22 protein-coding genes are annotated in these 24,500 nt (G+C 56.8%); 16 read left to right on the top strand and 6 right to left on the bottom strand.

Going from position 1 to position 24,500, the window contains the following annotated elements:
- Positions 1-4: 4 nt before the first annotated feature.
- Complete coding sequence (gene rne, locus CF137_RS14530; protein ID WP_139719858.1) at positions 5-3,181, bottom strand: ribonuclease E; 3,177 nt, start codon at positions 3,179-3,181, stop codon at positions 5-7.
- Between the two features lie 414 nt (positions 3,182-3,595).
- Between rne and rluC the strand changes: the two genes are divergently transcribed.
- Positions 3,596-4,540: a 23S rRNA pseudouridine(955/2504/2580) synthase RluC gene (gene rluC, locus CF137_RS14525; protein WP_204787377.1), complete on the top strand. Its 945-nt coding sequence runs from the start codon at positions 3,596-3,598 to the stop codon at positions 4,538-4,540.
- On the top strand, positions 4,540-5,184 hold the full coding sequence (locus CF137_RS14520; RefSeq protein ID WP_139719856.1) for an HAD-IA family hydrolase: 645 nt from the start codon (positions 4,540-4,542) through the stop codon (positions 5,182-5,184). The genes rluC and CF137_RS14520 overlap by 1 nt, the downstream gene beginning before the upstream one ends.
- Positions 5,185-5,247: 63 nt before the next feature.
- On the opposite strand, the gene CF137_RS14515 is transcribed toward CF137_RS14520, so the two are convergent.
- The 5 genes from CF137_RS14515 to CF137_RS14495 all read right to left on the bottom strand — a co-directional run bounded on the left by CF137_RS14515 (position 5,248) and on the right by CF137_RS14495 (position 12,643).
- Complete coding sequence (locus CF137_RS14515; protein WP_139719854.1) at positions 5,248-6,741, bottom strand: efflux transporter outer membrane subunit; 1,494 nt, start codon at positions 6,739-6,741, stop codon at positions 5,248-5,250.
- Complete coding sequence (locus CF137_RS14510; protein WP_139719852.1) at positions 6,734-9,808, bottom strand: efflux RND transporter permease subunit; 3,075 nt, start codon at positions 9,806-9,808, stop codon at positions 6,734-6,736. The genes CF137_RS14515 and CF137_RS14510 overlap by 8 nt, the downstream gene beginning before the upstream one ends.
- The gene (locus tag CF137_RS14505) at positions 9,805-10,956 is read right to left on the bottom strand and encodes an efflux RND transporter periplasmic adaptor subunit (RefSeq protein WP_139719850.1); all 1,152 of its coding nucleotides are present in this window, start codon (positions 10,954-10,956) and stop codon (positions 9,805-9,807) included. The genes CF137_RS14510 and CF137_RS14505 overlap by 4 nt, the downstream gene beginning before the upstream one ends.
- A 108-nt stretch (positions 10,957-11,064) precedes the next feature.
- On the bottom strand, positions 11,065-11,949 hold the full coding sequence (locus tag CF137_RS14500) for a LysR family transcriptional regulator (protein WP_139693281.1): 885 nt from the start codon (positions 11,947-11,949) through the stop codon (positions 11,065-11,067).
- Between the two features lie 112 nt (positions 11,950-12,061).
- Positions 12,062-12,643 (bottom strand): Maf family protein, encoded by a 582-nt coding sequence (locus CF137_RS14495; protein WP_139719848.1) that lies wholly within the window; start codon positions 12,641-12,643, stop codon positions 12,062-12,064.
- Positions 12,644-12,763: 120 nt separating this feature from the next.
- On the opposite strand from CF137_RS14495, the gene yceD reads away from it, so the two are divergent.
- From yceD to CF137_RS14425, 14 genes are all read left to right on the top strand, one after another.
- On the top strand, positions 12,764-13,285 hold the full coding sequence (gene yceD, locus CF137_RS14490; RefSeq protein WP_042021904.1) for a 23S rRNA accumulation protein YceD: 522 nt from the start codon (positions 12,764-12,766) through the stop codon (positions 13,283-13,285).
- 19 nt (positions 13,286-13,304) lie between these two features.
- Positions 13,305-13,472 (top strand): 50S ribosomal protein L32, encoded by a 168-nt coding sequence (gene rpmF / locus CF137_RS14485; protein WP_042021907.1) that lies wholly within the window; start codon positions 13,305-13,307, stop codon positions 13,470-13,472.
- 9 nt (positions 13,473-13,481) lie between these two features.
- Entirely contained in the window at positions 13,482-14,501 is a 1,020-nt protein-coding gene (gene plsX, locus CF137_RS14480; protein ID WP_139719846.1) for a phosphate acyltransferase PlsX, read from the top strand.
- A 7-nt stretch (positions 14,502-14,508) separates the two neighbouring features.
- Positions 14,509-15,468: a beta-ketoacyl-ACP synthase III gene (locus CF137_RS14475; protein ID WP_042021911.1), complete on the top strand. Its 960-nt coding sequence runs from the start codon at positions 14,509-14,511 to the stop codon at positions 15,466-15,468.
- Positions 15,469-15,541: 73 nt separating this feature from the next.
- Positions 15,542-16,477, top strand: a complete 936-nt coding sequence (gene fabD / locus CF137_RS14470; protein ID WP_139719915.1) for an ACP S-malonyltransferase — start codon at positions 15,542-15,544, stop codon at positions 16,475-16,477.
- Between the two features lie 13 nt (positions 16,478-16,490).
- Positions 16,491-17,225 (top strand): 3-oxoacyl-ACP reductase FabG, encoded by a 735-nt coding sequence (gene fabG, locus CF137_RS14465; protein WP_042021916.1) that lies wholly within the window; start codon positions 16,491-16,493, stop codon positions 17,223-17,225.
- A gap of 157 nt (positions 17,226-17,382) precedes the next feature.
- A complete protein-coding gene (gene acpP / locus CF137_RS14460) occupies positions 17,383-17,619 on the top strand; it encodes an acyl carrier protein (RefSeq protein WP_042021919.1) in 237 nt (78 codons plus the stop codon).
- 81 nt (positions 17,620-17,700) lie between these two features.
- Positions 17,701-18,942, top strand: a complete 1,242-nt coding sequence (gene fabF, locus CF137_RS14455) for a beta-ketoacyl-ACP synthase II (protein WP_101347282.1) — start codon at positions 17,701-17,703, stop codon at positions 18,940-18,942.
- Between the two features lie 68 nt (positions 18,943-19,010).
- Positions 19,011-19,817: an aminodeoxychorismate lyase gene (pabC, locus tag CF137_RS14450; protein ID WP_139719843.1), complete on the top strand. Its 807-nt coding sequence runs from the start codon at positions 19,011-19,013 to the stop codon at positions 19,815-19,817.
- Positions 19,807-20,808, top strand: a complete 1,002-nt coding sequence (gene mltG / locus CF137_RS14445) for an endolytic transglycosylase MltG (protein ID WP_162515944.1) — start codon at positions 19,807-19,809, stop codon at positions 20,806-20,808. Before pabC ends, mltG begins: the two co-directional genes overlap by 11 nt.
- A complete protein-coding gene (gene tmk, locus CF137_RS14440) occupies positions 20,808-21,449 on the top strand; it encodes a dTMP kinase (RefSeq protein ID WP_139719841.1) in 642 nt (213 codons plus the stop codon). The genes mltG and tmk overlap by 1 nt, the downstream gene beginning before the upstream one ends.
- Positions 21,434-22,381 (top strand): DNA polymerase III subunit delta', encoded by a 948-nt coding sequence (holB, locus tag CF137_RS14435; protein ID WP_139719839.1) that lies wholly within the window; start codon positions 21,434-21,436, stop codon positions 22,379-22,381. The genes tmk and holB overlap by 16 nt, the downstream gene beginning before the upstream one ends.
- A 24-nt stretch (positions 22,382-22,405) precedes the next feature.
- The gene (locus CF137_RS14430; RefSeq protein ID WP_139719837.1) at positions 22,406-23,185 is read left to right on the top strand and encodes a TatD family hydrolase; all 780 of its coding nucleotides are present in this window, start codon (positions 22,406-22,408) and stop codon (positions 23,183-23,185) included.
- Positions 23,186-23,470: 285 nt separating this feature from the next.
- A complete protein-coding gene (locus CF137_RS14425) occupies positions 23,471-24,499 on the top strand; it encodes a site-specific integrase (protein WP_139719835.1) in 1,029 nt (342 codons plus the stop codon).
- Position 24,500 lies beyond the last annotated feature (1 nt).

The following is a 24,500-nucleotide window of genomic DNA, read 5'->3' as shown; positions in this document are numbered from 1 at the left end:
TCTGTTATGGTCGACCAGCAGGGCTGGTTGCCACGTTAACAGCAGCAGTGCTGCCACCGTGACGGCCAGAACTGGCCACTTCACTGCGAACGAGTGGCGGATGGCTCACTGGCTCACAGTTAACCTGCACGACAGGCACCTCGGCAGGGGTGGCCATCGGTGCAGAGGCTTTGCGAGCACGAGCCAGCAAACCGGCACCTTTGTTGACCTGCTTGGCCACAGGGGCGGCAACCGCTTCCTTGGCAACAGGCTCAACAGCGGCTACAACGACGGGCTCGATCACGGCTACTTCAGCAATGACCACAGGTGCTGTTACTTCGGTAGTTGGCGCAGCTTCAACGGCAACTGCAGTTACAGATGCTGTTTCTACCACCGGAGCGGGTGCAATCACCACGTCAGCCACTGCAACGACTTCGGCAACCGGCGCGACTTCAATGACAGGTGTCACCTCGGCAACAACAGGAGCGACTACCACATCAGCAACCAGCTGCGCAGGTGCGGCAGTCGGTGCTGTTGGAGTAACGTCAGCCACGGCAGTGTGAACCTCGGTTGCGACGACCTGATCACGGATGTCATCGGCAACAGCTTCTACAACCACATGTTCAGTCAAGGCTGAAGATGCCTGCAGTGCCGCAGCAATGGCGTCTGCGCTAGGAATAGTGACGACAGGTACGGCAGGCTCTTCCACTTTAACCTGCGCAGCGTCGGCCTGGGCCGCGGCTGTCAGAGTGACATCTGCTTGCTGCTCTTCATCACGCTGGCTACGGGTATCTTCGTTGATACGCTTGCGACGCTGACCTTCAATGCGCTGACTACGTGGGGTACGACGGGAGCGGCGTTGACCTTCGGTCTGCTCTTCCTGCTCATTACCCACGGTTGCCTCGTTCACTTCAGCTGGCGCCTCGTCAACCGGCAGGGCAGGGGCATCGGTAGCAACGACATCGACACGGATCTGCTTACGCAGTTGACGACGTTCGCGGCGCTCAGCCACTTTCTGCTCTTTTTCCTGACGCGGCTCGATCGCGGCTTCCACAGTGTCAATGGCTTCTACTGCTTCAACAACGACTTCAGCACGCTGCTCACGAGGAGCGCGGGGCTCACGGGCCGGACGTGGTGCACGGGGCTCGCGCTCTTGACGAGGTTCGCGAGGCTCACGTTCAACGCGCGGTTGCACGTCAGCACGGGGTTCACGCTCCATGCGCTGCTCATTACGAGCTTCAGCGCGCGGTTCGCGTTCCTGACGGGGCTCACGCTCTTTACGAGGACGGCGATTGCGGTTTTCACCACCTTCACGGTTACCGTTTTCACGTTTCTCGCCAGCTTCCGCGTTGTTGCGGTTATTGCGATTGTCGTCACGACGAGGACGCTGACCACGGCCACGGGCGTCATCACGCTGGTGACGATGACCGTCATCCTTGCGAGCTTCCCGCTCAACCGGTTGTTCGGCAGGCGCTTTCACTGCGGCAGGGGCGGCATCATTGCTGAACAGACCTGCAATACCCTTGATCAGTTTGCCAAAGAAACCGGCTTGGGCTGGTGCGGCAGTAGCTGCTGCAACGGGGGCAGGGGCGGCTACAGGAGCAGGTTGTACCGGTTGGGCAAAACCTTGCAACAGTGGCTGTTCACGTTCGATCACCTGGGCCTGTTTCGGCTGGTAGGTCGGCTTGGCCACTTCGGTTTTCAGCTCATAGCTGGCCGCTTCCGCAATCTCGTTTTGACGAATGCGGGTGACTTCGTAGTGCGGCGTTTCCAGATGCTGGTTCGGAATGATGTAAACACGGACATCATTGCGCTGTTCCAGGCTGGCGATGGCGGCGCGCTTCTCGTTGAGCAGATAGGCGGCAACATCGACCGGCACTTGACCGTGCACCTGCTCGGTATTGTCTTTCATGGCCTCTTCTTCGATGAGACGCAGGATGGACAGTGCGAGGGATTCGTTATCACGAATGACACCTTGACCCTGGCAACGAGGGCAGATGTGGCTGCTGGACTCGTTGAGAGAGGGGCGCAGACGTTGGCGCGACATTTCGAGCAGACCGAAGCGGGAAATACGTCCCAGCTGAATGCGGGCGCGATCCTGATGCACTGCTTCACGCAGACGGTTTTCCACTTCGCGTTGGTTGCGAACCGGGGTCATGTCGATGAAGTCGATGACGATCAGGCCACCCAGGTCGCGCAGACGCAATTGACGGGCAATTTCGTCGGCCGCTTCCAGGTTGGTTTGCAGCGCAGTTTCTTCGATATCGCCGCCCTTGGTGGCGCGGGAGGAGTTGATATCGATGGAGGTCAGTGCTTCGGTCGGATCGATGACGATGCTGCCGCCGGAGGGCAGGCGCACTTCGCGCTGGAAAGCAGACTCGATTTGGCTCTCAATCTGGAAGTGGTTGAACAGGGCAACTTCACCCTTGTACAGCTTCACCCGATTGAGGAAATCGGGACGAACCAGCTCGATGTGAGCACGGGCACGTTCAAAAATTACCGGGTCATCGATCAGGATTTCACCCACATCGCGACGCAGATAATCGCGAATGGCACGCACGATCACGTTGCTTTCCTGGTGGATAAGCACGGGCGCAGTGCGCTCTTGTGATGCCTTGTGGATGGAGTCCCAGTGGTTGAGCAGAACATTCAGGTCCCATTCCAGCTCTTCGGGCGATTTGCCAACACCGGCAGTACGCACGATCAGACCCATGCCTTCCGGCACGGTCAGTCCGTTCAGGGCTTCTTTCAGTTCCGTTCTCTCATCACCCTCAATGCGGCGGGAGATACCACCGGCACGGGGGTTGTTCGGCATCAGTACCAGATAGCTACCAGCCAGGCTGATAAAGGTAGTGAGGGCTGCACCCTTGGTGCCACGCTCTTCTTTATCAATCTGAACGATCACTTCCTGGCCTTCGCGGACCACTTCTTTGATGTTGGGACGACCCTGATAGGAGTAACCGGAGGGGAAATAGTTGCGGGCGATCTCTTTCAACGGCAGAAAACCGTGTCGTTCGGCGCCGTAGTCGACAAAAGCAGCTTCAAGGCTGGGCTCTACGCGGGTGATTTTACCTTTGTAAATATTCGCTTTCTTTTGCTCGTGTCCCGGACTTTCAATATCCAAATCGTAAAGCTGTTGTCCGTCAACCAGCGCTACGCGCAACTCCTCTTCTTGAGTTGCGTTGATTAGCATTCTTTTCATTGAGTTCTCATTATTGTGTCATTTTGATTTCCTCCACTTGGGTCCTGCCGGCGCCGGCCTCGGGTCTTCAGCATACTTGGGCAACCTCCCGGCTGGGGTATGCATGAGGCGCAAACTAAGGGCGCTCTGGTCGTCACTTCTCGAGAGGTGACGAGTTAAGGGTGCCGCAGTGGAGACAAATAAACGGTAATGTTTGTGTTCTCCATGCGTTGTACCTCGCACCCGGGAACCGTCATGTTCTTGTATACACGGTGTTTCGGGATTGGGTGGCATACTATTTGGCCACTTAGTACAAGGCTTGAACACAATGACAAAACCTTGTTTATTATCCCATTTAAACCTCTTTTATAGCAAGGCGCCATTTTTCAACAAACCATGCAGCCAAGGGGCCTTGGCAGTGTTAAAATCCGCGCCATGACACAGATACAACAACAAGTGCAGCTGCTCACCATCGAAGCTGAGCATGACGGGCAGCGCATCGACAATTTTCTCAAGACTCAGCTAAAGGGCGTCCCCAAGAGCCTGATCTATCGCATCCTTCGCAAAGGCGAAGTGCGGGTAAACAAAAAGCGCATCAAACCGGAGTACAAACTCTGCGCGGGTGACGTGATAAGGGTGCCCCCTGTCCGCGTTGCCGAAAAAAATGAATTGCCGTCGGCTAATCTGGGGGTTATCCAGCGTCTGGAGAGCCAGATCCTGTTCGAAGACGAGGCCATGATCGTGCTGAACAAGCCCTCTGGCATGGCCGTGCACGGTGGCAGTGGCCTCAGCTTTGGCGTTATCGAGGGGCTTCGTGCTCTGCGTCCGGACGCTCGCTTCCTCGAGTTGGTTCACCGTCTCGACCGCGATACCTCCGGCGTGCTGCTGGTTGCCAAAAAGCGCAGCGCCTTGCGTAGCTTGCATGAACAACTGCGAATCAAGACCATGCGCAAGCAGTATCTGGCGCTGGTTCGTGGCAAGTGGCAGGCTCACGTCAAAGTGGTCAACGCGCCGCTGCGCAAAAACGATCTGCAATCCGGTGAACGGGTGGTGCGGGTCAGTGCTGATGGCAAGCCGTCTGAAACCCGGTTCCGCATCGTGCGCCAATTCGCCGAAGCGACCCTGGTCGAATGTAGCCCGATCACCGGCCGCACCCACCAGATCCGCGTTCACACCCTGCATGCCGGTCACCCGATCGCTTGCGACGATAAGTATGGCGAAGCGGCGTTTGACGAGAAAATGCGCAGCCAAGGGCTGAAAAGACTGTTTTTGCATGCCTGGAAGCTGAGCTTTATTCATCCTGCCGATGGCCGCGAGATGCAGATGGAGGCTCCTCTTGCTCCTGAACTCGATGGCTTCCTGGAAAAACTGGCTCGCTAATGCAAGATATTCGGCTCGCCATTTTCGATTGGGACGGTACCCTGATGGATTCGGTGGGCCGGATTGTTGCTTGTGTGCAAGGGGCCGCCAGCGATTGCGAACTGGCGGTGCCAGCCCCAGCCCAGATCCGGCAAATTATCGGTTTGAGTCTTGATGTGGCCATGTCCCGCCTGTTTGGCTGTGGCGATGATGAGCGTCAGATCACCGCGCTGACCGATCGCTATCGCCATCACTATCTGCACGATGTGACTCCCAGCCCTTTATTTGTTGGGGCAGAGGCGTTGTTGCGTGGCTGGCACGCCCAGGGGCTGCTGTTGGCGGTCGCCACCGGAAAATCACGTCGTGGCCTTGACCGGGTATTGGATGAGACGGGGTTGCGCCCCTTGTTCATCATCAGCCGAGGTGCCGATGAGGCGCGGGCCAAGCCTGATCCTTTGATGCTTGAGCAGATCCTGGCCGAGCTGGGGCTATTGCCTCGGCAGGCGGTGATGATAGGTGACTCGGTGCATGATATGGCGATGGCCGAGGCGATTGCCATGCCGCGGATTGGCGTCAGCTGGGGGGTCGATAACCGTGATGCCCTCAGTCGTCACCGGCCATCGGCAGTGGTGGATACCATGGCAGCACTGCAACAGTTATTGTGAATGCCTGAATCTCATCGATAAAAAGAGCCCGGCCAATTGGCCGGGCTCTTTTTTTTATCTTGCTTATCCTGCCGTTCCCTCATGCGCGGGGGCTTGTGGCACTGTCCATTCGCCACCCAGCGCCTTGTGCAACATCACCACTGTGGTGGCGGTATTGAGCCTGGCCTGTACTTTGGCATCCTGCAGGTTGTTGCTGACACGCTGGGCATTGAGCACGCTCAGATGGTTTTCGAGCCCGGCCCGATAGAGGCTGGTTGCTTTGTTGACCGCCAGGCGCGCCTGCTCGTCGGCTTGGTTGATCAAGCGGTAATACTCCTGGCTGTTTGCATAGGCATTGAGCACAGTATCTACCTCATTGAAGGCGCCATTGACGACCTGCTGATAGGCGAGGGCAGACTCCCTAAATGCCGCTTCTTGCAGATCCACCATGGCAGCACCTCGTCCGCCGTCGAACAGGTTCCAGCTTATGCCAGCACCAAGGGACCAACCCACGGAACCCGAGGAGAGCAGATCGTCCAGATTGTGGGCCGATACCCCGGGGGTACCGGTCAACATCAGTTTCGGGTACTGGTTGGCGATGGCTGCCCCCAGTTGCTGGTTGCGCGCGGCCATCTCCCGCTCGGCCAGGGCGATATCCCAGCGTCTGGTCAGCAGATCCGATGGCAGGCCCAACGGGATCAACCCCTTCATCTGTGGCAAGACGCCATCACCGAGCCGGTTACGGGTCTGGGTGGTGGTCTCCCCCAGTAAAATGGCCAGCCGACCAAGATGAACGGCGCGAGCACTGTCGAGCATCGGCAGCATGGCTTCTGTGGTGGCCTGGGCGGCGCGGGCATTGGCTATATCCAGCTCAGATCCATAGCCGTGGCGCTGGAGGGAGAGCACCAGATCCAGCACCTGTTGCTGTTCGGTGATGGCCTGGCGGGTGATGGCCATGCGCTCTTCAGCGGCGCGGTACTGCAAGTAGTTGTTGATCACCTCCGCGGTCATCAGGGTAGTGAGGTTGCGCTGCAGCAGCTCGGCCTGCTCAACCCGGATGCTGGCGGCTTGGCTCATGGCATCGATCCGGCCAAACAGGTCTGCCTCCCAGCCGATGGATGCGCTGGCCAGATGGGTATGGCTGTCGCGATCGATCAGGCTGATGCTACTGCCCCCCAGCTGCGGCGGCAGCGCATATTCGGTGACGGCAGGGCCGCTCAGCGGCCCATTCTCGCTCAGCCGCATATCCAGATAACCGGCATTAAGGGAGACGGTAGGCACTTTAAGGGAGGATACCGCCGCCTGATAGGATTGTGCGGCGTTGATCCGCTCTTTGGCCATCCTGATGGGGATGTTCTGTTGTTGGGCGGCCACGATCAGCTGGTCGAGCTGCGGATCATTGAACTGCTGCCACCAGTGCACCCCGGCCATGGGTTTGACCGCGCTGATCCCCGCTGTTCCCTGGCTATTGAGATAGACATTCCCCACTGCCACCAGCGGCACCTCATAGTCTGGGGTCATGCTGCAACCGCACAGCAGCAGGGCGGCGGCCACCATGGTGAGTCGATAGTCAATCATGGCACTGCTCCTTGCTGATCGAAGGGGTGATGGCTGCCTGCTTGTCGCCGCGATAGAGCAGTTGATAGAGGGCTGGCATCACGAAAAGGGAGAGGAATGAGGCGGCCGAGAGCCCGCCCACTATGGTGGCCGCCATCTGATCAAACAGCCGGTCGGTCAGCAGCGGTATCATACCGAGTACCGTGGTGAGGGCCGCCATCGAGATGGCCATGGTGCGGTTGAGGGTCGCGACTTTCACCGCCTCTGCCAGCGCTCTGCCATTCTTGCGTTCCAGCTCGATCTGGTCGATCAGCACTATGCCGTTTTTGATGATCATGCCGCTCAGGCAGATCAGGCCGACAATCGCCATAAAGCCGAACGGTTTGTCCAGTAACAACAGGCTCCAGACAACGCCGATGGAGGCCAATGGCAGGGTCACCAAAATGATGAACGGCTGGCGGTAGGCACTGAACATGGCGACCAGGATGATGGTCATCAAGATCATCGCCTTGGGGGTCTGGGTCATCAGATCATCGACCGACCGCTTCTCGTCATAGTATTCGCCGCCCCACTCCATGGTGTAGCCGGGGGGCAGGGCAATGGCTTCCAGCTCACTGGCCACGGCCTTGCGCACATTGGAAGGGGTATCGCCGCGCACGTCAGCCTGCACTGTGATGGCCGGTTGACGGTTATAGCGCCAGCGCATGCTCTCTTCCCCTTTGAATTCGATACCATCGACAACCTGTCCCATCGGGACGCTGTGGCTACCGAGCAGGGAGCGCACCGGAATATTGTCAAAGTGTTCCAGCGAGGCGTTGCTGCTGCGCAGTTTGATGGGGATCAGATCATCATCGCGGCGCATCAGGCCAATCAGGCTACCATCGGTTGCTCGGGAAATGGCGTTGGCAATATCAGTGCGATTGACGCCGGCCATTCTTGCCGCATCCTGGTTGATGAGGGGCACCAGCACCTTGCTCTCCTGCCGCCAGTTATCCCGGATGTAGATGAGGTGGGGGTTAGCCGCCAGCAACTGCTTGGCCTGATTGGCCAGCCGGTGCAGCTCTTGAGGATCCGGTCCGACGAAGCGGGCTTCAATGGCAAATTTGTCCTTGGTGGCCAGCTTGAGCGGACGGAATCTGGGCTCGGCATAAGGGAACTCGGCCTGCAGCCAGGCATCTCCTGCCGCCGTCAGGGAGGCGATATCGTCATAACTGCGGGTATTGATCAGGATCTGGCCATAGCTGTTGTCAAAAGGCTCAGGCTCCACGGTGACCGAGAAGCGCGGGGCACTCTCGCCAACGTGGCTGGAAATACTGATCACCTGGGACTGACGCAGCAGCCACTGCTCAATTTTGTGCATGTCGGCGGAGGTTTGCGCAATCCGTCCCCCGTTGGGCAGCCAGTAGTCGAGAAACAGCATGGGGCGATCCGAGGAGGGCATGAAGTTGACCTGCAGCAGCGGAATGGTGGCCAGGGTCAGCAGCAGCACAGGGGCAACCCCGAGCAGCAGTTTGACCGGATGGTCTACCGACCAGAACACGGCTTTTTGGTAGAGCTGGGCCATGGGTGAGACCCGTGCCGTCTCATCGGTTTGGCTCGGCGCAGGAATGAAATACCAGCAGAGCAGCGGGGTGACCGTCATGGCGATGAGCCATGAGAGCAGCAGGGAGCTGCACAGCACCTGGACGATGGAGAGGGCAAACTCGGCGGCATCAGTCTGGGAGAAAAGTACCGGTGCGGTTCCCAGTGCGGCGATCAGGGTGGCAGCCAACAGCGGCAGCGCCATTTCGCGGATGCTGTCGCTCACCGCCTGATGGCGAGCAATCCCCTGGCGCAATTTGGACTCAAAGAGATCGACGATGACGATGGCATTGTCCACCAGCATGCCCAGCGCCAGAATAAACGAGCCGAGCGATACCCGCTGCAGGTCGACCTGGGTCAGATTGAGGTAGATCAGGGTAAACAGGATGGTCAGCAACAGGCTGGCACCGACGATGGCGGCACTGCGCCACCCCATGAAGATCAGCAATACAACCACAACGATGATCACGCTCTCGGCGAGGTTGAGGATGAAGTTATTGACCGACTTGGCCACCTCCTCTGGCTGATAGGCGATGACACCGATATGCACGCCATCCGGCAGGGTGGCTTCGAACTGTGCCAGTTCCTGTTTGAGGGTGTCACCAATGCTGACCACGTTGATGCCGTTGACCGGGCTTACCGCCAGGGTGATCGCTTGCTGGCCATTGAAGCGGCTCAGGGTCATGGCGGGATCCTGGTAGTCCAGATAGATGTTGGCGATATCCCCGAGCTTCACGGTGGCGCTTTCGAGACCATTGATACCGGTCTTGATGCTGAGGTTCTGGATATCCTCCACGCTGTTGAACGCACCGCCCTGCTCAACGCGCAGTTGCTCGATGCCAAGGGGGAAATCCCCACTGTGCAATGGCATGTTTTGACTGGTTAGCTGATCGATCAGCTGCAGGGTGGTCAGGTTGGCTTGTGCCAACCGTTCATCATCGAGATCGATGTTGATCACCTGCTCCCGAATGCCGTGCAACTGAACTTTCTTCACCCCCTCGACGGCCTTGAGCCGGCGTTGCAGCTCGCGGGCATGATCCTTGAGATCGGCCATGGCGACGTTATCGCCATAAAGGGAGAAGAGCATGCCATACACTTCGGAAAACTCATCCTGCACTATGGTGAGCTGGGCCTGGGGTGGCAGAGACAGCTTGACGTCATCCACCTTGCGGCGCAGCAAGTCCCACTGCTGGGGGAGCTCGGCAGAGTTCACCTGCTCCTGCAGATCGACAAAAATCATCGAACTGCCGGGACGGGAGAGGGAGCGCAGCTTCCATAGCGGCGCCATCTCCTGCAATTTGGTTTCGATCTGATCGGTGACCAGCCGCTCCACCTCACCGGCATCGGCACCGGGATAGAGGGTGACAATCACCGCACTTTTGACGGTGAAGGCGGGGTCTTCCAGCTTGCCAAGTTGGAAGTAGGAGACCAGCCCGACGAGGGTGCAGAGCAGGGTGAAGAAGATCACGAAGGTCTTCTGGCGTAGCACAAAGGTCGAGAGATTCATGATTTGCCGACCTGTTTCAGTGATTGGTTTGCCATGATAGCCACCTGATCCAGCGAGTGATTGGCAATAATGGCGACCTGCTCGCCCTCGCTGACGAAGGCGCTGCCAGCGACTACCAGTTGATCACCTGCCGTCAGTTCACCACTGACACACAGGGTATTTTGCTGCTGATCATGGAGTGATACCGGGATACGGGTTACGTGGTCTTGCGCCACCCGCCAGACATGCCACTGGCGATCCTGACTGTTGACCGCCATCGCGGGCAGGCAGAAGAGCGGGGTTTCAGCTTGCTGCGGCAGTTCGAGGGTGACATTAACCGACTTGCCCGCCACCAGATTGACCTGATCCCGAGGCAGTTCGAGGGTGACCTCATAGGTGCGTTTGAGCGGGGAGGGGATGGAAGCGATATCGGTCACAGTGACGGCGAGATCTTGCTGGCGCTGACCCCAGGCGAGATGACCCGGCTGGCCGGTTGTTATCCTGCTGACCTGGCGTTCCGGTACATCGATCACCACATTGAGCTGATCTGGCTGATGCAAGGTGAGCACCTTGATACCGGGCAGCACGAACTCATGATTGTCGATATGGCGCTTGCCAATCACCCCGTCAAAGGGCGCGCGCAGTTCGCTATATGCCAGCGCATCACGGGCTTTTTGCAGCCCCTGAGTGGCCAGCTTGACCGCTGCGTGCGCCCGGGCTTCGCCGCTGATAGCCCGATCGAGATTGACATCGGCGATGGCGTTATCGGCGCAAGCACGCTTGATCCGAGCAAGCTCGATCCGTGCAAGCTGATGGGCGGCGGTTGCTTCGGCTAACTGGGCCTCTCCCTGGCTCACTGAGACCTGAAAATCGTGCGGGTCGAGTCGCGCGAGTAGCTCCCCTTTGCGAACCTGTGTGCCCTCGGTCGCCACCAGCTCCTGTAACATGCCGTGAACGCGAAACGAGAGGTCAGTGGTGTGGGCTGATTTCAGCACGCCGCTGAATTTGTGCGCTCGGGTGGCAACGGGGTCAGCCAAGGTCATCACCTGGACGGCGCGCAGTTGTGCTGGTTGCTGGGAAGGTGGCGTGGTGGCGTCGGTGCCACAGCCGCTTAACAGCAGCAGGAGTGTGCTGCTAAGCACTGTTGTACCGGGATGGGAAAGTGCCATGGGAGGATTCCTTTAAACAGGCGTTATCATATGACGCCAGTTTAATTGAATCATGAAGCGTTAATAATCCCGTCTAGCCGTGCTTCAATGTCTCGAAATACGTGACAATCAGTTCAGTAGTAGCGCCGACTCCGCCAGCAAACTATCGATCAACAGGCGGGCTGCATGGGTCATCCCCTTGCGACTGGGATAGACCAGCCAGGCATCATCGAGATAGACCTTGTGGGCAGGCAGGATCTCCAGCAGTTCTCCACTGGAGACCTGCGCCTTGACGCTCAACTCGGGCAGCAGGCTGATACCGGCGCCCTTGAGCACGGCGTAGCGGATATAGTGGCTGCTGTTGGAGATGAGTCGGCTGCTCACTTTGAGTGGGCCCGTGTTGAAGTTCCAGCAATCTTCCAGTTCACCGCTGGCCAGTCGGTGGATCAGCAGTGCGTGTTGCTGAAGATCCTCAAGTTGCTGCGGCATGCCGTGCTCGGCCAGATAGCCCGGACTGGCATAAAGCTTGCGCGACACCGTGGTCAGGGGTCTGGCAATAAACGAGCTATCTTGCATTTTGCCAATATGGACACAGGCATCGAGTCCGTAGTTCATGATGTCGTGATAACCCAGATTACTGACGTGGGTTTCCAGCGTAATGAGCGGGTACTGGCTGAGAAAATTAAGCAGCAGATCGTGAGCCAGAATATCGGCATCCCCGATCAACCCCAGTTTGACCGAGCCGGTGGGGGCGGAGCTCTGATTCTTGATACTTTGGTTCAGGGTTTCGAGCCGGGGAATAATCTCCTGCAACTGCATAAAGTAATCAGTGCCGGCTGGCGTCAGGGCCAGTTTGCGGGTGGTGCGAGTAAACAGCTTGCAGCCAAGGGCCTGCTCCAGATCGCCAATCCGCCGACTGACCTGGGCTCGTGGCACATCAAGGGAGTGTGCCACGGCGGCAAAATTGCCCAGTTCAACCACTGAGAGAAACAGCCTCAAATCATCTATACGCACTATCTGGTTCCCGATGGATAAGAGTGAAACAGCAAGATCACGGACTGTGCTTGCCAGACGAGGCGGCGATCCTGCCGCTCGTCGTGGTTATCTTTCTTTGTGCAATGAGAGATCAGGGCAGGGCGATACCGTGGCAGGCCAGCAGCTCGATCAAACCGATCAGTGGCAGACCGATCAAGGCGTTGGGGTCGCGTCCCTCCAGCCCCTTGAACAGCACGATCCCCATCCCTTCGCATTTAAAGCTGCCGGCACAATCGAGGGGCAATTCAGCCTCGACATAACGGCGAATGGCGGCTTCATCGAGATTGCGAAAATGAACGGTGAAAGGTTCCACCAGTTGATGGGTCTGCCCGGTCGCGGCATCCAGCACACACAAACCGGTATAGAAGGTCACGCTGCGACCCTGTGCCGCCATTAACTGCGAGACCGCATTGTCGATGGTGCCCGGTTTGCCGAGTATCCGGCCATCGCAGACGCACACCTGATCAGAACCTATGATCAGGCCGTGATCACGACCATCGGCGATGGCTTGTGCCTTGGCGCGGGCCAGTCTGGCCACTAACGCCTGGGCTGATTCTTCCGCCAGTGGGCGCTCATCCACATCCGGTGCGGCACAATCAAAGGGCAGGCCAAGCTTCTCCAGCAAGGCTTTACGGTAACGAGAAGTTGAGGCGAGGGTCAGATTCTGTGGCATAATATCAGGCACCGATGAAAGCAAGTACCGGCATTCTAGGGACTTGTGACGTTAAAATCATCGGCGGTAAGGACTTTTTCCTTTGACTATCCATTGTTGGACCTATAATATTCGCGCCCTATGCAAAAGGTGAAGTTGCCCGTTAAGGTTGATCCAGTCCGTAGTGCCTTGAAACTGCTCGATTATGTCGGGATAGTGGAAAAGTCGCAGATGCCCAGGCTGGAAGAGTCAACCGCTGGCTTGCAGAGTGATATCGATGTATCACTGCAATTTGGTAAAGATGTCCAGAAGTTGACCGTTATGAAAGGCACTGCCCATGCCAAGGTTGACCTGGTTTGCCAACGTTGTGGTGAGACGTTTGAATACCTTTGTGAAGCTGAATATATCTACACTCCGCTGTTTGAAAAAACAAACGAGGAAGAACTGCCGGAAGCTTATGAGCCCATTGAGTTGGATGAAAACGGCGAGATAGATCTTCACCAAATCCTCGAGGATGAATTAATCCTCACGTTGCCTCAAGTCGCAATGCATCCCATGGATGCTTGCCCGAGAGGGAATATGGAGATGAGTTGGGGTGAAATCGAACCTGCTGATGAGCGGCCGAATCCCTTTGCAGTTCTTGAAGCGCTTAAACGTAAGTGAATTTAGGAGTTAGCCTACAATGGCCGTACAACAGAACCGTAAAACCCGTTCCAAGCGTGGCATGCGTCGTTCCCACGATGCACTGACCTCCGCTGCACTGACTGTTGATCAGACCAGTGGTGAAATTCATCGTCGTCACCACGTGACTGCCGATGGTTTCTATCGCGGTAAAAAGGTAATCGCTTAAGGATTGCCTTTGTCTACGCAAACTGTCGCGCTAGACATCATGGGGGGAGATATTGGCCCCTCTGAAACAGTGCCTGCCGCCGTGCAGGCACTGTCTCTTTTGCCCCAGCTAAAACTGATCCTGGTCGGCGACCAGCACCAGACCTCTTCTTTGTTGCAGCAACATGGCTTGCTCAATCATCCCCGCGTTCGTTTCGTACATGCATCCCAAGTGGTTGGCATGGGCGACAAGCCGATCGTGGCACTGCGTACCCTTAAAGACTCCTCCATGCGAGTGGTGCTCAATCTGGTGAAAGCCGGTGAGGCCGATGCTTGTGTCAGTGCCGGTAATACCGGCGCCTTGATGGCCATGGCCAAATGCGTGCTCAAGTCGTTGCCGGGGGTAGACAGACCGGCGCTCATCAAGGCATTGCCGACCTTGAGCGGCCAGCGCACCATGATGCTGGATCTCGGTGCCAACGTAAGTTGTGATGCAGATACGCTGCTGCAATTTGCGCTAATGGGCTCCGTTGTGGCCGAAAAGGTCGAAGGCATATCGGCGCCTCGGGTCGCCTTGCTTAACATTGGCGAGGAGGAGATCAAGGGCAATGATCTGGTGCGGCACAGTGCCGAGCTGCTGCGACAGTGCAGTGCACTCAATTATGTTGGCTTCATCGAAGGTGATCGTATCTTCAGTGGTGAGTGTGATGTGATTGTCTGCGATGGTTTTGTTGGTAATATCGCGCTCAAGACGGCAGAAGGTGTGGTACGGATGATGGCTGAACTGGCCGGATATCCCCGCAAGAAACGCAGTTTTCTTGGCCGACTCGCTGGATTTATGTTCAAACGACGCTTTTCTTACCTGAACCCCGACCAGTATAACGGGGCAAGTCTGTTAGGATTGCGCGGCATTGTGGTAAAAAGTCATGGGCGTGCTGAACGGCGTGCCTTGTGTAATGCGATCCTGCTGGCCGCACAAGAGGCCAAACATCAACTTCCACTGCAAATAGCAGATCGCCTTGAAGCTGTCTTCTCTGACAGGGATCTATAAGAACTCTATGCATAGCAAAATTCTGGGTACTGGCAGCTACTTGCCGAGTTCAGTGCGTACCAACGCCGATCTTGAGCAGATGGTCGAGACCAGTGATGAGTGGATCGTGGAACGAACCGGGATCCATGAGCGCCGCATTGCCGGTGCTGACGAAACAGTGGCCACCTTGGCTCATCAGGCTGCTCTGCGCGCCCTGGATGCGGCAGGTCTGACAGCAGCCGATCTCGACATGATAGTGCTGGCGACCACCAGTGCGGAAAATGCCTTCCCGGCCGCAGCCTGCGAGCTGCAGGGATTGCTCGGCGTACCTGGTATTCCTGCCTTTGACGTGGCGGCCGCCTGCGCCGGTTTCACTTATGCGCTCTCCATTGCCGATCAGTTTGTCAAGTCCGGTGCGGCGCGGAATGTGCTGGTTGTGGGGGCGGATGTGCTCTCTCGCATGTGCGATCCGCAAGATCGTGGCACCATCATTATTTTCGGTGATGGGGCGGGTGCGGTGGTGATTGGCGCCAGCGAGACCCCCGGTATTCTCTCTACCCATCTGCATGCTGATGGCCGTTATGGTGACTTGCTCAAGTTGCCACATCCTCGCCGTGGTATGCCGGGTGCCGAGCTCGAAGCCTACATGTATATGAAGGGCAACGACGTATTCAAGGTAGCGGTCACCCGCCTGAGCGAGATCGTGACCGAAACCCTGGCGGCTGCCGGTATCGCACCAAGCGAACTGGACTGGCTGGTGCCGCACCAGGCCAACTTCCGCATCATCAACGCCACGGCCAAGAAGCTTGGTATGAGCCTCGACAAAGTGGTGCTGACCCTCGACAAACATGGCAATACCTCAGCGGCGTCTGTGCCGATCGCCTTTGATGAGGGGATCAGAGATGGCCGGATCAAACCCGGTCAGCTGGTGTTGCTGGAAGCGTTTGGCGGCGGTTTCGCCTGGGGTTCGGCGCTGGTTCGCCTCTGATCCTCGTTGGGATGCGGCATTCGCCTCATCCCGTTTCAGATTTCATTTTCATCTTTTCTAACAGGAATCAATGATGACCCATTTTGCCATTGCCTTCCCGGGACAAGGTTCCCAGTCCGTTGGCATGTTGGCCGAGCTGGCCGAACAACATGCCGTGATCAAGGAGACCTTCGCCGAGGCGAGCCAGGTGCTGGGTTATGACCTGCTTGCTCTGGTGATGGATGGTCCACTTGAAGATCTGAACAAAACCTGGCGCACCCAGCCTGCGCTGCTGACCGCCTCTGTCGCCCTGTGGCGTTTGTGGCAACAGCAGGGTGGGGCAACCCCTGCGGTGATGGCGGGTCACAGCTTAGGGGAGTACTCAGCGCTGGTTTGCAGCGGTGCCCTCGATTTTGCCGATGCAGTCAAACTGGTCGAGCTGCGTGGTCTGGCTATGCAGGAAGCGGTACCGGAAGGCACTGGCGCCATGGCCGCCATCATCGGTCTGGACAACGAATCCATCGCCGCCAACTGCGAGAAAGCGGCGCAAGGGCAGGTGGTCTCTCCGGTCAACTTCAACTCCCCGGGCCAGGTAGTTATCGCTGGTCACAAAGAGGCCGTTGAACGAGCCAATGTGCTGATGAAAGAGTCAGGCGCCAAGCGGGCATTGCCGCTGCCGGTCTCCGTGCCGTCTCACTGCGCGCTGATGAAACCTGCCGCAGAAAAACTGGCAGCAGCGCTGGACGGGATCGAGATCAAGGTTCCAACCATCGCAGTCATCAATAATGTCGACGTATCCTGTGAACAGGATCCGGCCGCCATCAAGCAAGCCTTGGTGCGTCAGCTGTTCAGCCCGGTTCGTTGGACCGAGACTGTCGAGCAGATGGCCAATGACGGTGTCACTCTCGCAATTGAGATGGGGCCGGGTAAGGTATTGAGCGGGTTGGCCAAGCGCATCGACAAGCGTGTGGAAGGTATCCATGCCAACGATACGGCCTCTTTCGAGCAGGCGCTGGCCCAGTCCAAGTAAACAGGAGCAAGTGATGAGTTTTACCGATAAGGTTGTGTTGGTAACAGGTGCCAGTCGTGGCATCGGTCGTGCGATTGCCGAAACCTTTGTGGCCCGTGGCGCAAAAGTGGTCGGTACTGCAACCAGCGAGAGCGGTGCCGAGGCGATCAGCGCCTATTTGGGCGATAATGGCTGCGGTATGGCACTGAACGTGACCAGCCAGGAATCCATCGAAGCCGTCTTTGCCGCCATCAAGGCGCGTTTTGGCGATATCGACATTCTGATCAACAATGCGGGTATCACCCGTGACAACCTGTTGATGCGGATGAAAGATGACGAGTGGAACGAGATCATCGATACCAATCTGACCTCTCTCTACCGTCTGAGCAAACCGGTTTTGCGTGCCATGATGAAAAAACGTCATGGTCGCATCATCAGCATTGGCTCCGTGGTGGGAACCATGGGGAATGCGGGTCAAGTCAACTATGCGGCCGCCAAGGCCGGTCTGGTTGGCTTTACCAAAGCGTTGGCACGGGAAGTGGCATCCCGTGGTATCACTGTGAACGCGGTCGCGCCAGGTTTCATCGAAACCGACATGACCCGCGCACTCAATGATGATCAACGCAGTGGCATCATGAGCCAGGTGCCTGCCGCCCGTTTGGGTGATCCAAAAGAAATTGCCGCTGCTGTGGTATTCTTGGCTTCTGATGAAGCAGCTTATATCACCGGCGAAACCCTCCATGTTAATGGCGGGATGTACATGGTGTAATCAATTTGTCGTGAGATCTGTTCAAATTTGCGATAATACGCCGAAGTTTGGCGAATATCGTGGTTTGACCAGCGGCAAGCTACTTGCAAACTCACGTCAATTGAATAAACTACCCCAACCAGACGCAATAGCGTATTTTTAAAGGAAAATTCAGGTCATGAGCAACATCGAAGAACGCGTAAAGAAAATCATCATCGAACAACTGGGTGTTAAAGCAGACGACGTTAAGAACGCCGCCTCTTTCGTCGACGACCTGGGCGCTGACTCTTTGGATACCGTTGAACTGGTAATGGCGCTGGAAGAAGAATTCGATACCGAAATTCCTGATGAAGAAGCCGAGAAGATCACCACTGTTCAAGCGGCTATCGACTACATCACCGCTAACCAGGATTAATTTCCTGTTCTGAAAGAAGCGGCCCAAGGGCCGCTTCTTTTATATCTGCTTCCTTTCAAAAACCTCTCGGAGACTACCTCAGTGTCAAAACGCAGAGTCGTGGTGACCGGCTTGGGGATGCTTTCCCCGGTGGGTAACACTGCCGAATCCAGCTGGCAAGCACTGCTCAACGGGCAGAGCGGCATTTCCCTGATCGACCACTTTGATGCCAGCGAGTTTGCGACCCGCTTCGCAGGCATGGTCAAAGATTTCGATCCCGAGCAATACGGCATCAACCGTAAAGACGCTCGCAAGATGGATCTCTTTATTCAATACGGTATTGCTGCTGGTATGCAGGCGCTGGATGATTCCGGCCTGACTATCAATGAAGAGAATGCCGAACGTATTGGCGTGGCAATTGGCTCAGGTATCGGTGGTTTGGGTCTGATTGAACAGAACCACAGCAGCCTGATCAACAGTGGTCCGCGCAAGCTGAGCCCCTTCTTCATACCATCCACCATCATCAATATGGTGTCTGGTCATCTCTCCATCATGAAAGGTCTGCAAGGGCCGAACATTGCCGTGACCACCGCCTGTACCACGGGTACCCATGCCATTGGCATGGCGGGCCGGATGATCGCCTACGGTGATGCGGACGTGATGGTAGCCGGTGGCGCCGAAAAAGCCTCCACTCCGATGGGGATGGGCGGTTTTGCCGCCGCCAAGGCGCTCTCTAATCGCAATGATGAGCCGCAAAAAGCGAGCCGTCCGTGGGACAAGGATCGCGACGGTTTCGTATTGGGTGATGGCGCCGGTGTACTGGTACTGGAAGAGTACGAACACGCCAAGGCCCGCGGTGCCAAGATTTATGCCGAGCTGGTCGGTTTTGGCATGAGCGGTGACGCTTATCACATGACAGCACCTCCCGCTGATGGCAACGGTGGCGCGCGCGCCATGAAAAATGCCATCAAGGATGCCGGCATTGCCCCCGAGCAGATTGGTTACATCAATGCTCACGGCACCTCCACCCCGCTGGGTGATGTGGCCGAGCTGCGTGGCATGAAGTCAGTGTTTGGCGAGCACGCCAAATCTCTGATGATCAGCTCAACCAAATCTATGACCGGTCACCTGCTGGGTGCCGCCGGTGCCATCGAGGCGATCATCACTGTGTTGGCCCTGCGTGATCAGGTGGCGCCGCCCACCATCAACCTGGACAACCCGGATGAAGAGTGCGATCTGGATCTGGTGCCCCACGTGGCCAAGCCAGGCAGCTTCGAGTACGCCCTTTCCAACTCGTTTGGTTTTGGCGGCACCAATGGCTCACTGATCTTCAAACGCGTATAATTTGCCGCAGGGCAAAGACACAGGCCCGATACTGCCGGTATCGGGCCTTTTTTATCGGAGGGATCCCTTTGCTTATCAATGGCATGAAGCTTGATACAATCTCGGCCTATGATCGGGGGCTGGCTTATGGTGACGGTCATTTCACCACCATGGCGGTCAAAGAGGGTCGCGTGTTGCAGTGGCCTGCCCATCTGGCACGGTTGCTGCTGGCCAACAACCGGCTGGGGTTGGTTGAGCCAGACTGGGATCTGTTGACCCAAGAGGTTGAAGAGATGGTGGCCGACCAGCCACAATGTGTGGCCAAGGTGATCCTGACCCGCGGCGAGGGTGGCAGGGGCTATGATGGCAGTGGCTGTCAGCACATCACCCGCATTATCAGCCTGGCGCCATTTCCCACCCACTATGGCAAGTGGCAACAGGAGGGTATCGAGATGGTGGTGTGCCGCCAGCGGATCGGTGATGCTCCCATGCTGGCCGGGCTTAAAACCTTGAATCGTCTGGAGCAGGTATTGCTGAAAAGCGAACTTGTCAGCCGTGGTGCAGTCGAAGGGATAGTGCTCAACAGTCGCGGTTTTCTGACTGAAGGGGTCAGTGCCAATCTGTTTTGGCGTCGGGGCAAGACGGTATTTACACCGGATCTGGCCCGGGGTGGTGTCGATGGCATCATGCGCCGCCAGGTGATGGCGATGCTGAAACAGATGAGTATTGAGTTGCGTGTGGTGGAGGCTCCGCTGGAGTCACTATGGCAGGCAGAAGAGGTATGGCTCACTAATACCCTGATGGGGGTGGTGCCGGTCAACGGCATCGAGGATATTGATTATCCCGCCGCGGTATTGAGTCGCCGTTTACAGGAGCGTTTGGTCATTGAAGTTTAATCGGCTTTACACCCTGCTTGCGGGGGCGGCACTGACAGTTGCTGTCTCCGGGGGCTATGTGCACTACAAATGGCAACAGGTGGAGACACTCACCAACAAAGGGCCGACCCGGCTCTTTACGGTGGAAAAAGGTGCCCATGCCGCCCGCTTGATAACCGAGTTGGGGGAGGGGGAGACCAGCCCATGGGCGGTGCGGCTCTGGCTGCGCGGTCATCCCGAACTGGTTGCCATCAAATTGGGCACCTATGAGATCAAGGAAGGGGCTCCCCTCAAGGATACCCTCTCCCTGTTTGCCTCAGGCAAGGAGTTTCACTTCAGCCTTACCTTCGTTGAAGGTTCCCGTTTCGAAGATTGGCAGAAGCAGCTCTCCAGCGCGCCGTATCTTGAGCGGTTGACGGTCGAGCAATCAGAAGCCGATCTGGCGCAGGAGCTCGGCATTGAGAATGGCAAGCTGGAAGGGTGGTTCCTGCCGGAAACCTACGCCTATACCACCCATGCCAGCGATCTATCGCTATTGCGCCGGGCCCATCAGGACATGGAGACCTTCTTGCAGCAGAGTTGGGAGAAACGCCAGGCCAACTTACCCTACAAGACGCCGTATGAGGCGCTGATCATGGCGTCCATCATCGAAAAAGAGACCGGCCAGCCTGACGAGCGAGCACAAATTGCCGCTGTATTTGTCAATCGCCTGCGTTTGGGGATGAAGTTACAGACTGATCCCACCGTTATTTACGGGGTGAAGGATCGCTACGATGGCAATATCCGCCGCAGCGATCTGACCGACAAGAACCCCTACAACACTTATGTTATCGATGGTTTACCGCCCACTCCTATCGCCATGCCGGGTAAGGCCTCTATTGAAGCAGCGCTCAACCCGCTGGCGAGCGACTATCTCTATTTTGTCGCCAAGGGTGGCGGTGCCCACTATTTCTCCAAGACCCTCGATGAACACAATCGGGCGGTTCGCGAATTCATATTGAAGAAACCTTAATGTCTAAATTTATTGTGATCGAAGGATTGGAAGGGGCAGGGAAGAGCTCGGCCGTGCGTTATGTCACTGACTATCTGCGGCGCCATGGTATCGACAAGATCGAATGCACCCGCGAGCCTGGTGGTACCCCGCTGGCGGAGCGGATGCGCGCCATCGTCAAAGAGGTGCACGATGAGCGCCTCACCATCGAAGCTGAATTGCTACTGATGTATGCCTCCCGGGTACAACTGGTGGAGACTCGTATCAAGCCAGCCCTTGCGGACGGTATCTGGGTAGTGGGGGATCGCCACGATCTCTCCTCCCAGGCTTATCAAGGCGGCGGCCGCGGGATCAATGCCAACCTGATTGGTGCCATCAAGCAGGCGGTGCTCGGTAACTTCAAGCCGGATTTCACCCTCTATCTCGATATCGATCCCGCCCTTGGCTTGCAGCGCGCCCGCCATCGGGGCGAGCTGGATCGCATCGAGCTGGAGCAGCTCAGCTTCTTCGAGCGCACCCGAGCGCGTTATCTCGAACTGGCTGCCAAGGATGATTCCATTGTGGTGATCGATGCGGCGCAAACGCCGGATCAGGTCAAAACCGCCATCGAGAGTGCCTTGGACCACTATCTGTCGAACGAGCAGCTATGTATCCCTGGCTGATCCCGGATTGGCACCGTTTAAGCCAGACGGCTCAGTCCGGTCGGCTCGGTCACGCCTGGTTGCTGCTCGGCGATCCCGGTCTTGGCAAGGAACAGCTGGCCGAACGACTGGCTCGCCTGCACCTTTGCCAGCAACCAGATCGCGGAGAACCGTGCGGTCACTGTCACTCTTGCCAGCTGTATGAGAAGGGTAACCACCCGGATCTCGGCACCATAGCCCGTGATAGCAAGACCATCGGGGTCGAGGCCATTCGCGAGATCTGCACCCGGCTGCAGGGCTCTGCCCAGCTCGGTCGTGGCAAAGTGGTGATCATTCCTGATGCGGAGCGGATGACCGAATCGGCAGCCAACGCCCTGCTGAAAACCTTGGAAGAGCCAGCCGGCGACAGCTTGCTGTTGCTGATTGCCTCCCAGGTTTCCCGGCTGCTCCCCACCATCCTTAGTCGCTGTCACAAACATGTTTGCCAGTTGCCTGTAGAAGGGGAGACGGTTCGCTGGTTAGCCGAGCAGGGTCATCAGGCCACCTTGGCCCAGGTGCGGATCTGTCAGGGCGCCCCATTGCGGGTACTCGACTATATCGAGCAGCAACAGGACGTAACTCGCCGCGAACTGCTGGAAAGTTTCGTCGCTCTGCGGCAAAGCCCCATCACAGCAACCGCAGTTTGCAGCCAGTTGGGGCAAGAAACCCAGGTCAGGTTGCACTGGCTGCAGCTGTTTTTATGCGACGCGTTGAAAACCCAGGCGGGATGCGGTCACCACCAGTTGGCGATGCCGGATCTGGCGATCTTGAGTCAACGACTGGCAGAGCAGCACTCCAGTGAAAAACTGCTGGAAGAGGAGCAGCAATTGGTTGCCCTCAAGTCAGCGTGCCAGCCGGGACAGCTCTCCAATCCCACCATCCATCTGATGAACTGGCTCAGTCGCTGGTTATAGTTCCGACAAGAATAAAGGTTTTATATGTTACTCGTTGACTCCCACTGTCATCTCGATCGCCTGAGCTATGGCAGCAAACAGACCAATATGGCCGATGTGCTGGCCAAGGCCGCGAAACTGGATGTGGGATATTTCCTCTGTGTCAGTGTGACTCAGGCACAGTTCCCGACCATGCTCGAGGCGATCGCCCCCTATCCCCAAGTGTTTGCCTCTTGCGGGGTGCACCCGCTCAATCAGGAACCCGGGGTGGATGCTGCCTTGCTGCTGACTCAAGCGGCAGACGCAAGAGTGATCGCCATCGGCGAGACCGGGCTCGACTACTTCTACTCGCCGGAGAACAAAGAGGTGCAGCAGGCCTCTTTCCGCGAACATATCCGGGTTGCTCGTGCGCTGAACAAGCCGCTGATCATTCACACTCGTGATGCCCAGCAAGATACCTTGCAGATCATGCGCGAAGAGGGGGCGGATCAGGTTGGCGGCGTGCTGCACTGTTTCACCGAATCCCTCGAGATGGCGCAAGCAGCGATGGTCATGGGTTTTTATATCTCCATCTCCGGGATCGCCACCTTTAAAAATGCATCTGCACTGCAAGAAGTGATCAAGGCACTGCCCCTCGACCGATTGCTGGTTGAAACCGATGCACCCTATCTTGCGCCGGTTCCCCATCGGGGGAGGGAGAATGAACCCGCCTTTGTCCGAGATGTTGCCCAATTTATTGCCGACCTGCGCCATATACCACTGAGTGAATTGGCCGAGGCGACCAGCCGTAATTTCTTTGAACTGTTTAAACTGGCTAAGAAATAATCCCAAAGCCCCGTTGTTCGGGGCTTTTTATACTTCAAATATCAAGCAGATTACCCCCGTCAATATCAACACCACACCTTGTTATCTCTCACTTACAGTGTGTTCGCATATTCTAAGTTCATGCTAAATAGCGGCGATTAACACCCCTATGTTCAATATGTGCTACGGGGGTTAAGGGTATTAAATCAAGTTACATCAAGTATCGATAATATTCATTATCGATACTTGATGTATGGGGAGGATCCTGTAAGATCCTCTTAAACTTCATATGAATCATAGTGTTCCGTGGTATATCCAAGCTTATCCAATCCGGCTCATCAGTCACTGCAAACCGTCTTCGATGCCCAGCTAAATAGTCGGGCTCGTCGCTTTTTACGCAGTTCAAAAGCCGATTCAACCCTCAATGCTTATCAGGCCGATACCCGTATTTTCGTCTTTTGGTGCCAATTGCACGGGCTGGATCCGCTGCAAACCAGCCATCACGACATCATGAACTTTCTGGCGGATCAGGCAGATGGGGTATTGGCCGACTGGGTATGGCTCGATAAAGAGGAGGGGAAGGGGGAGCTACGCAATGGAGAACCCCGAAAACCGGCAACCCTGGTGAGACGGCTGGCGGGGATCCGCTATGCCTTCAAACAAAAAGGCATTAACCCAATGCCGACCGAGCATCCCGAAATCAAGGAGATGATGCGCGGTATAGTGCGACTGGGGGATAACCGTAAGCGCAAGACAGGTGCATTAACGCTGCAACCATTAACTCGGGTATTGGATGGCATCGACACCACTAATTTGGCCGGCCTTCGCGATCACACCCTACTGCTGTTGATGTTCAGTGGCGCCTTGCGCCGCTCGGAAGCGGCCCGTATCGAGGTGAGTGATATCGATTTTGTGGGGCAGGGGATCCGCCTTCGCCTCAAACCGAGCAAGCATCAGCTCCATGAAACCGAAATTGCGCTGATCCCGGGCAAGCATCATTGTCCGGTGTCGGCACTGCAGCACTGGCTGCGCAAAAGCCGGATCAGCGAGGGGCACCTGTTTCGGCGGATGAACCGCTGGGGGCAACTCATGCCAGATCCCCTGGGGCCACAAGGGATAAACCTGATGATCAAGCGGCGCACCGGTCAGGCCATCGATGATCTCTACGTCAGCGGCCACAGCTTGCGGCGCGGATTTATCACCTCGGCTGTGACTGCCGGCAAACCGATGAACAAGATCATTGAAGTCACTCGCCACAAGGATATGCGGACTCTGCAGGAGTACTTCGATGATGCCCATAAATTCTCCGATCACGCGCTCGATGGCTTGCTTTGAC

Origin of the sequence: Aeromonas sobria, assembly GCF_006243315.1 — a bacterium.
Classification (GTDB): Bacteria; Pseudomonadota; Gammaproteobacteria; order Enterobacterales; family Aeromonadaceae; genus Aeromonas; species Aeromonas sobria_A.
The sequence above is the reverse complement of the archived record's forward strand: the minus strand, read 5'-3'. Positions and strand labels throughout refer to the sequence as shown.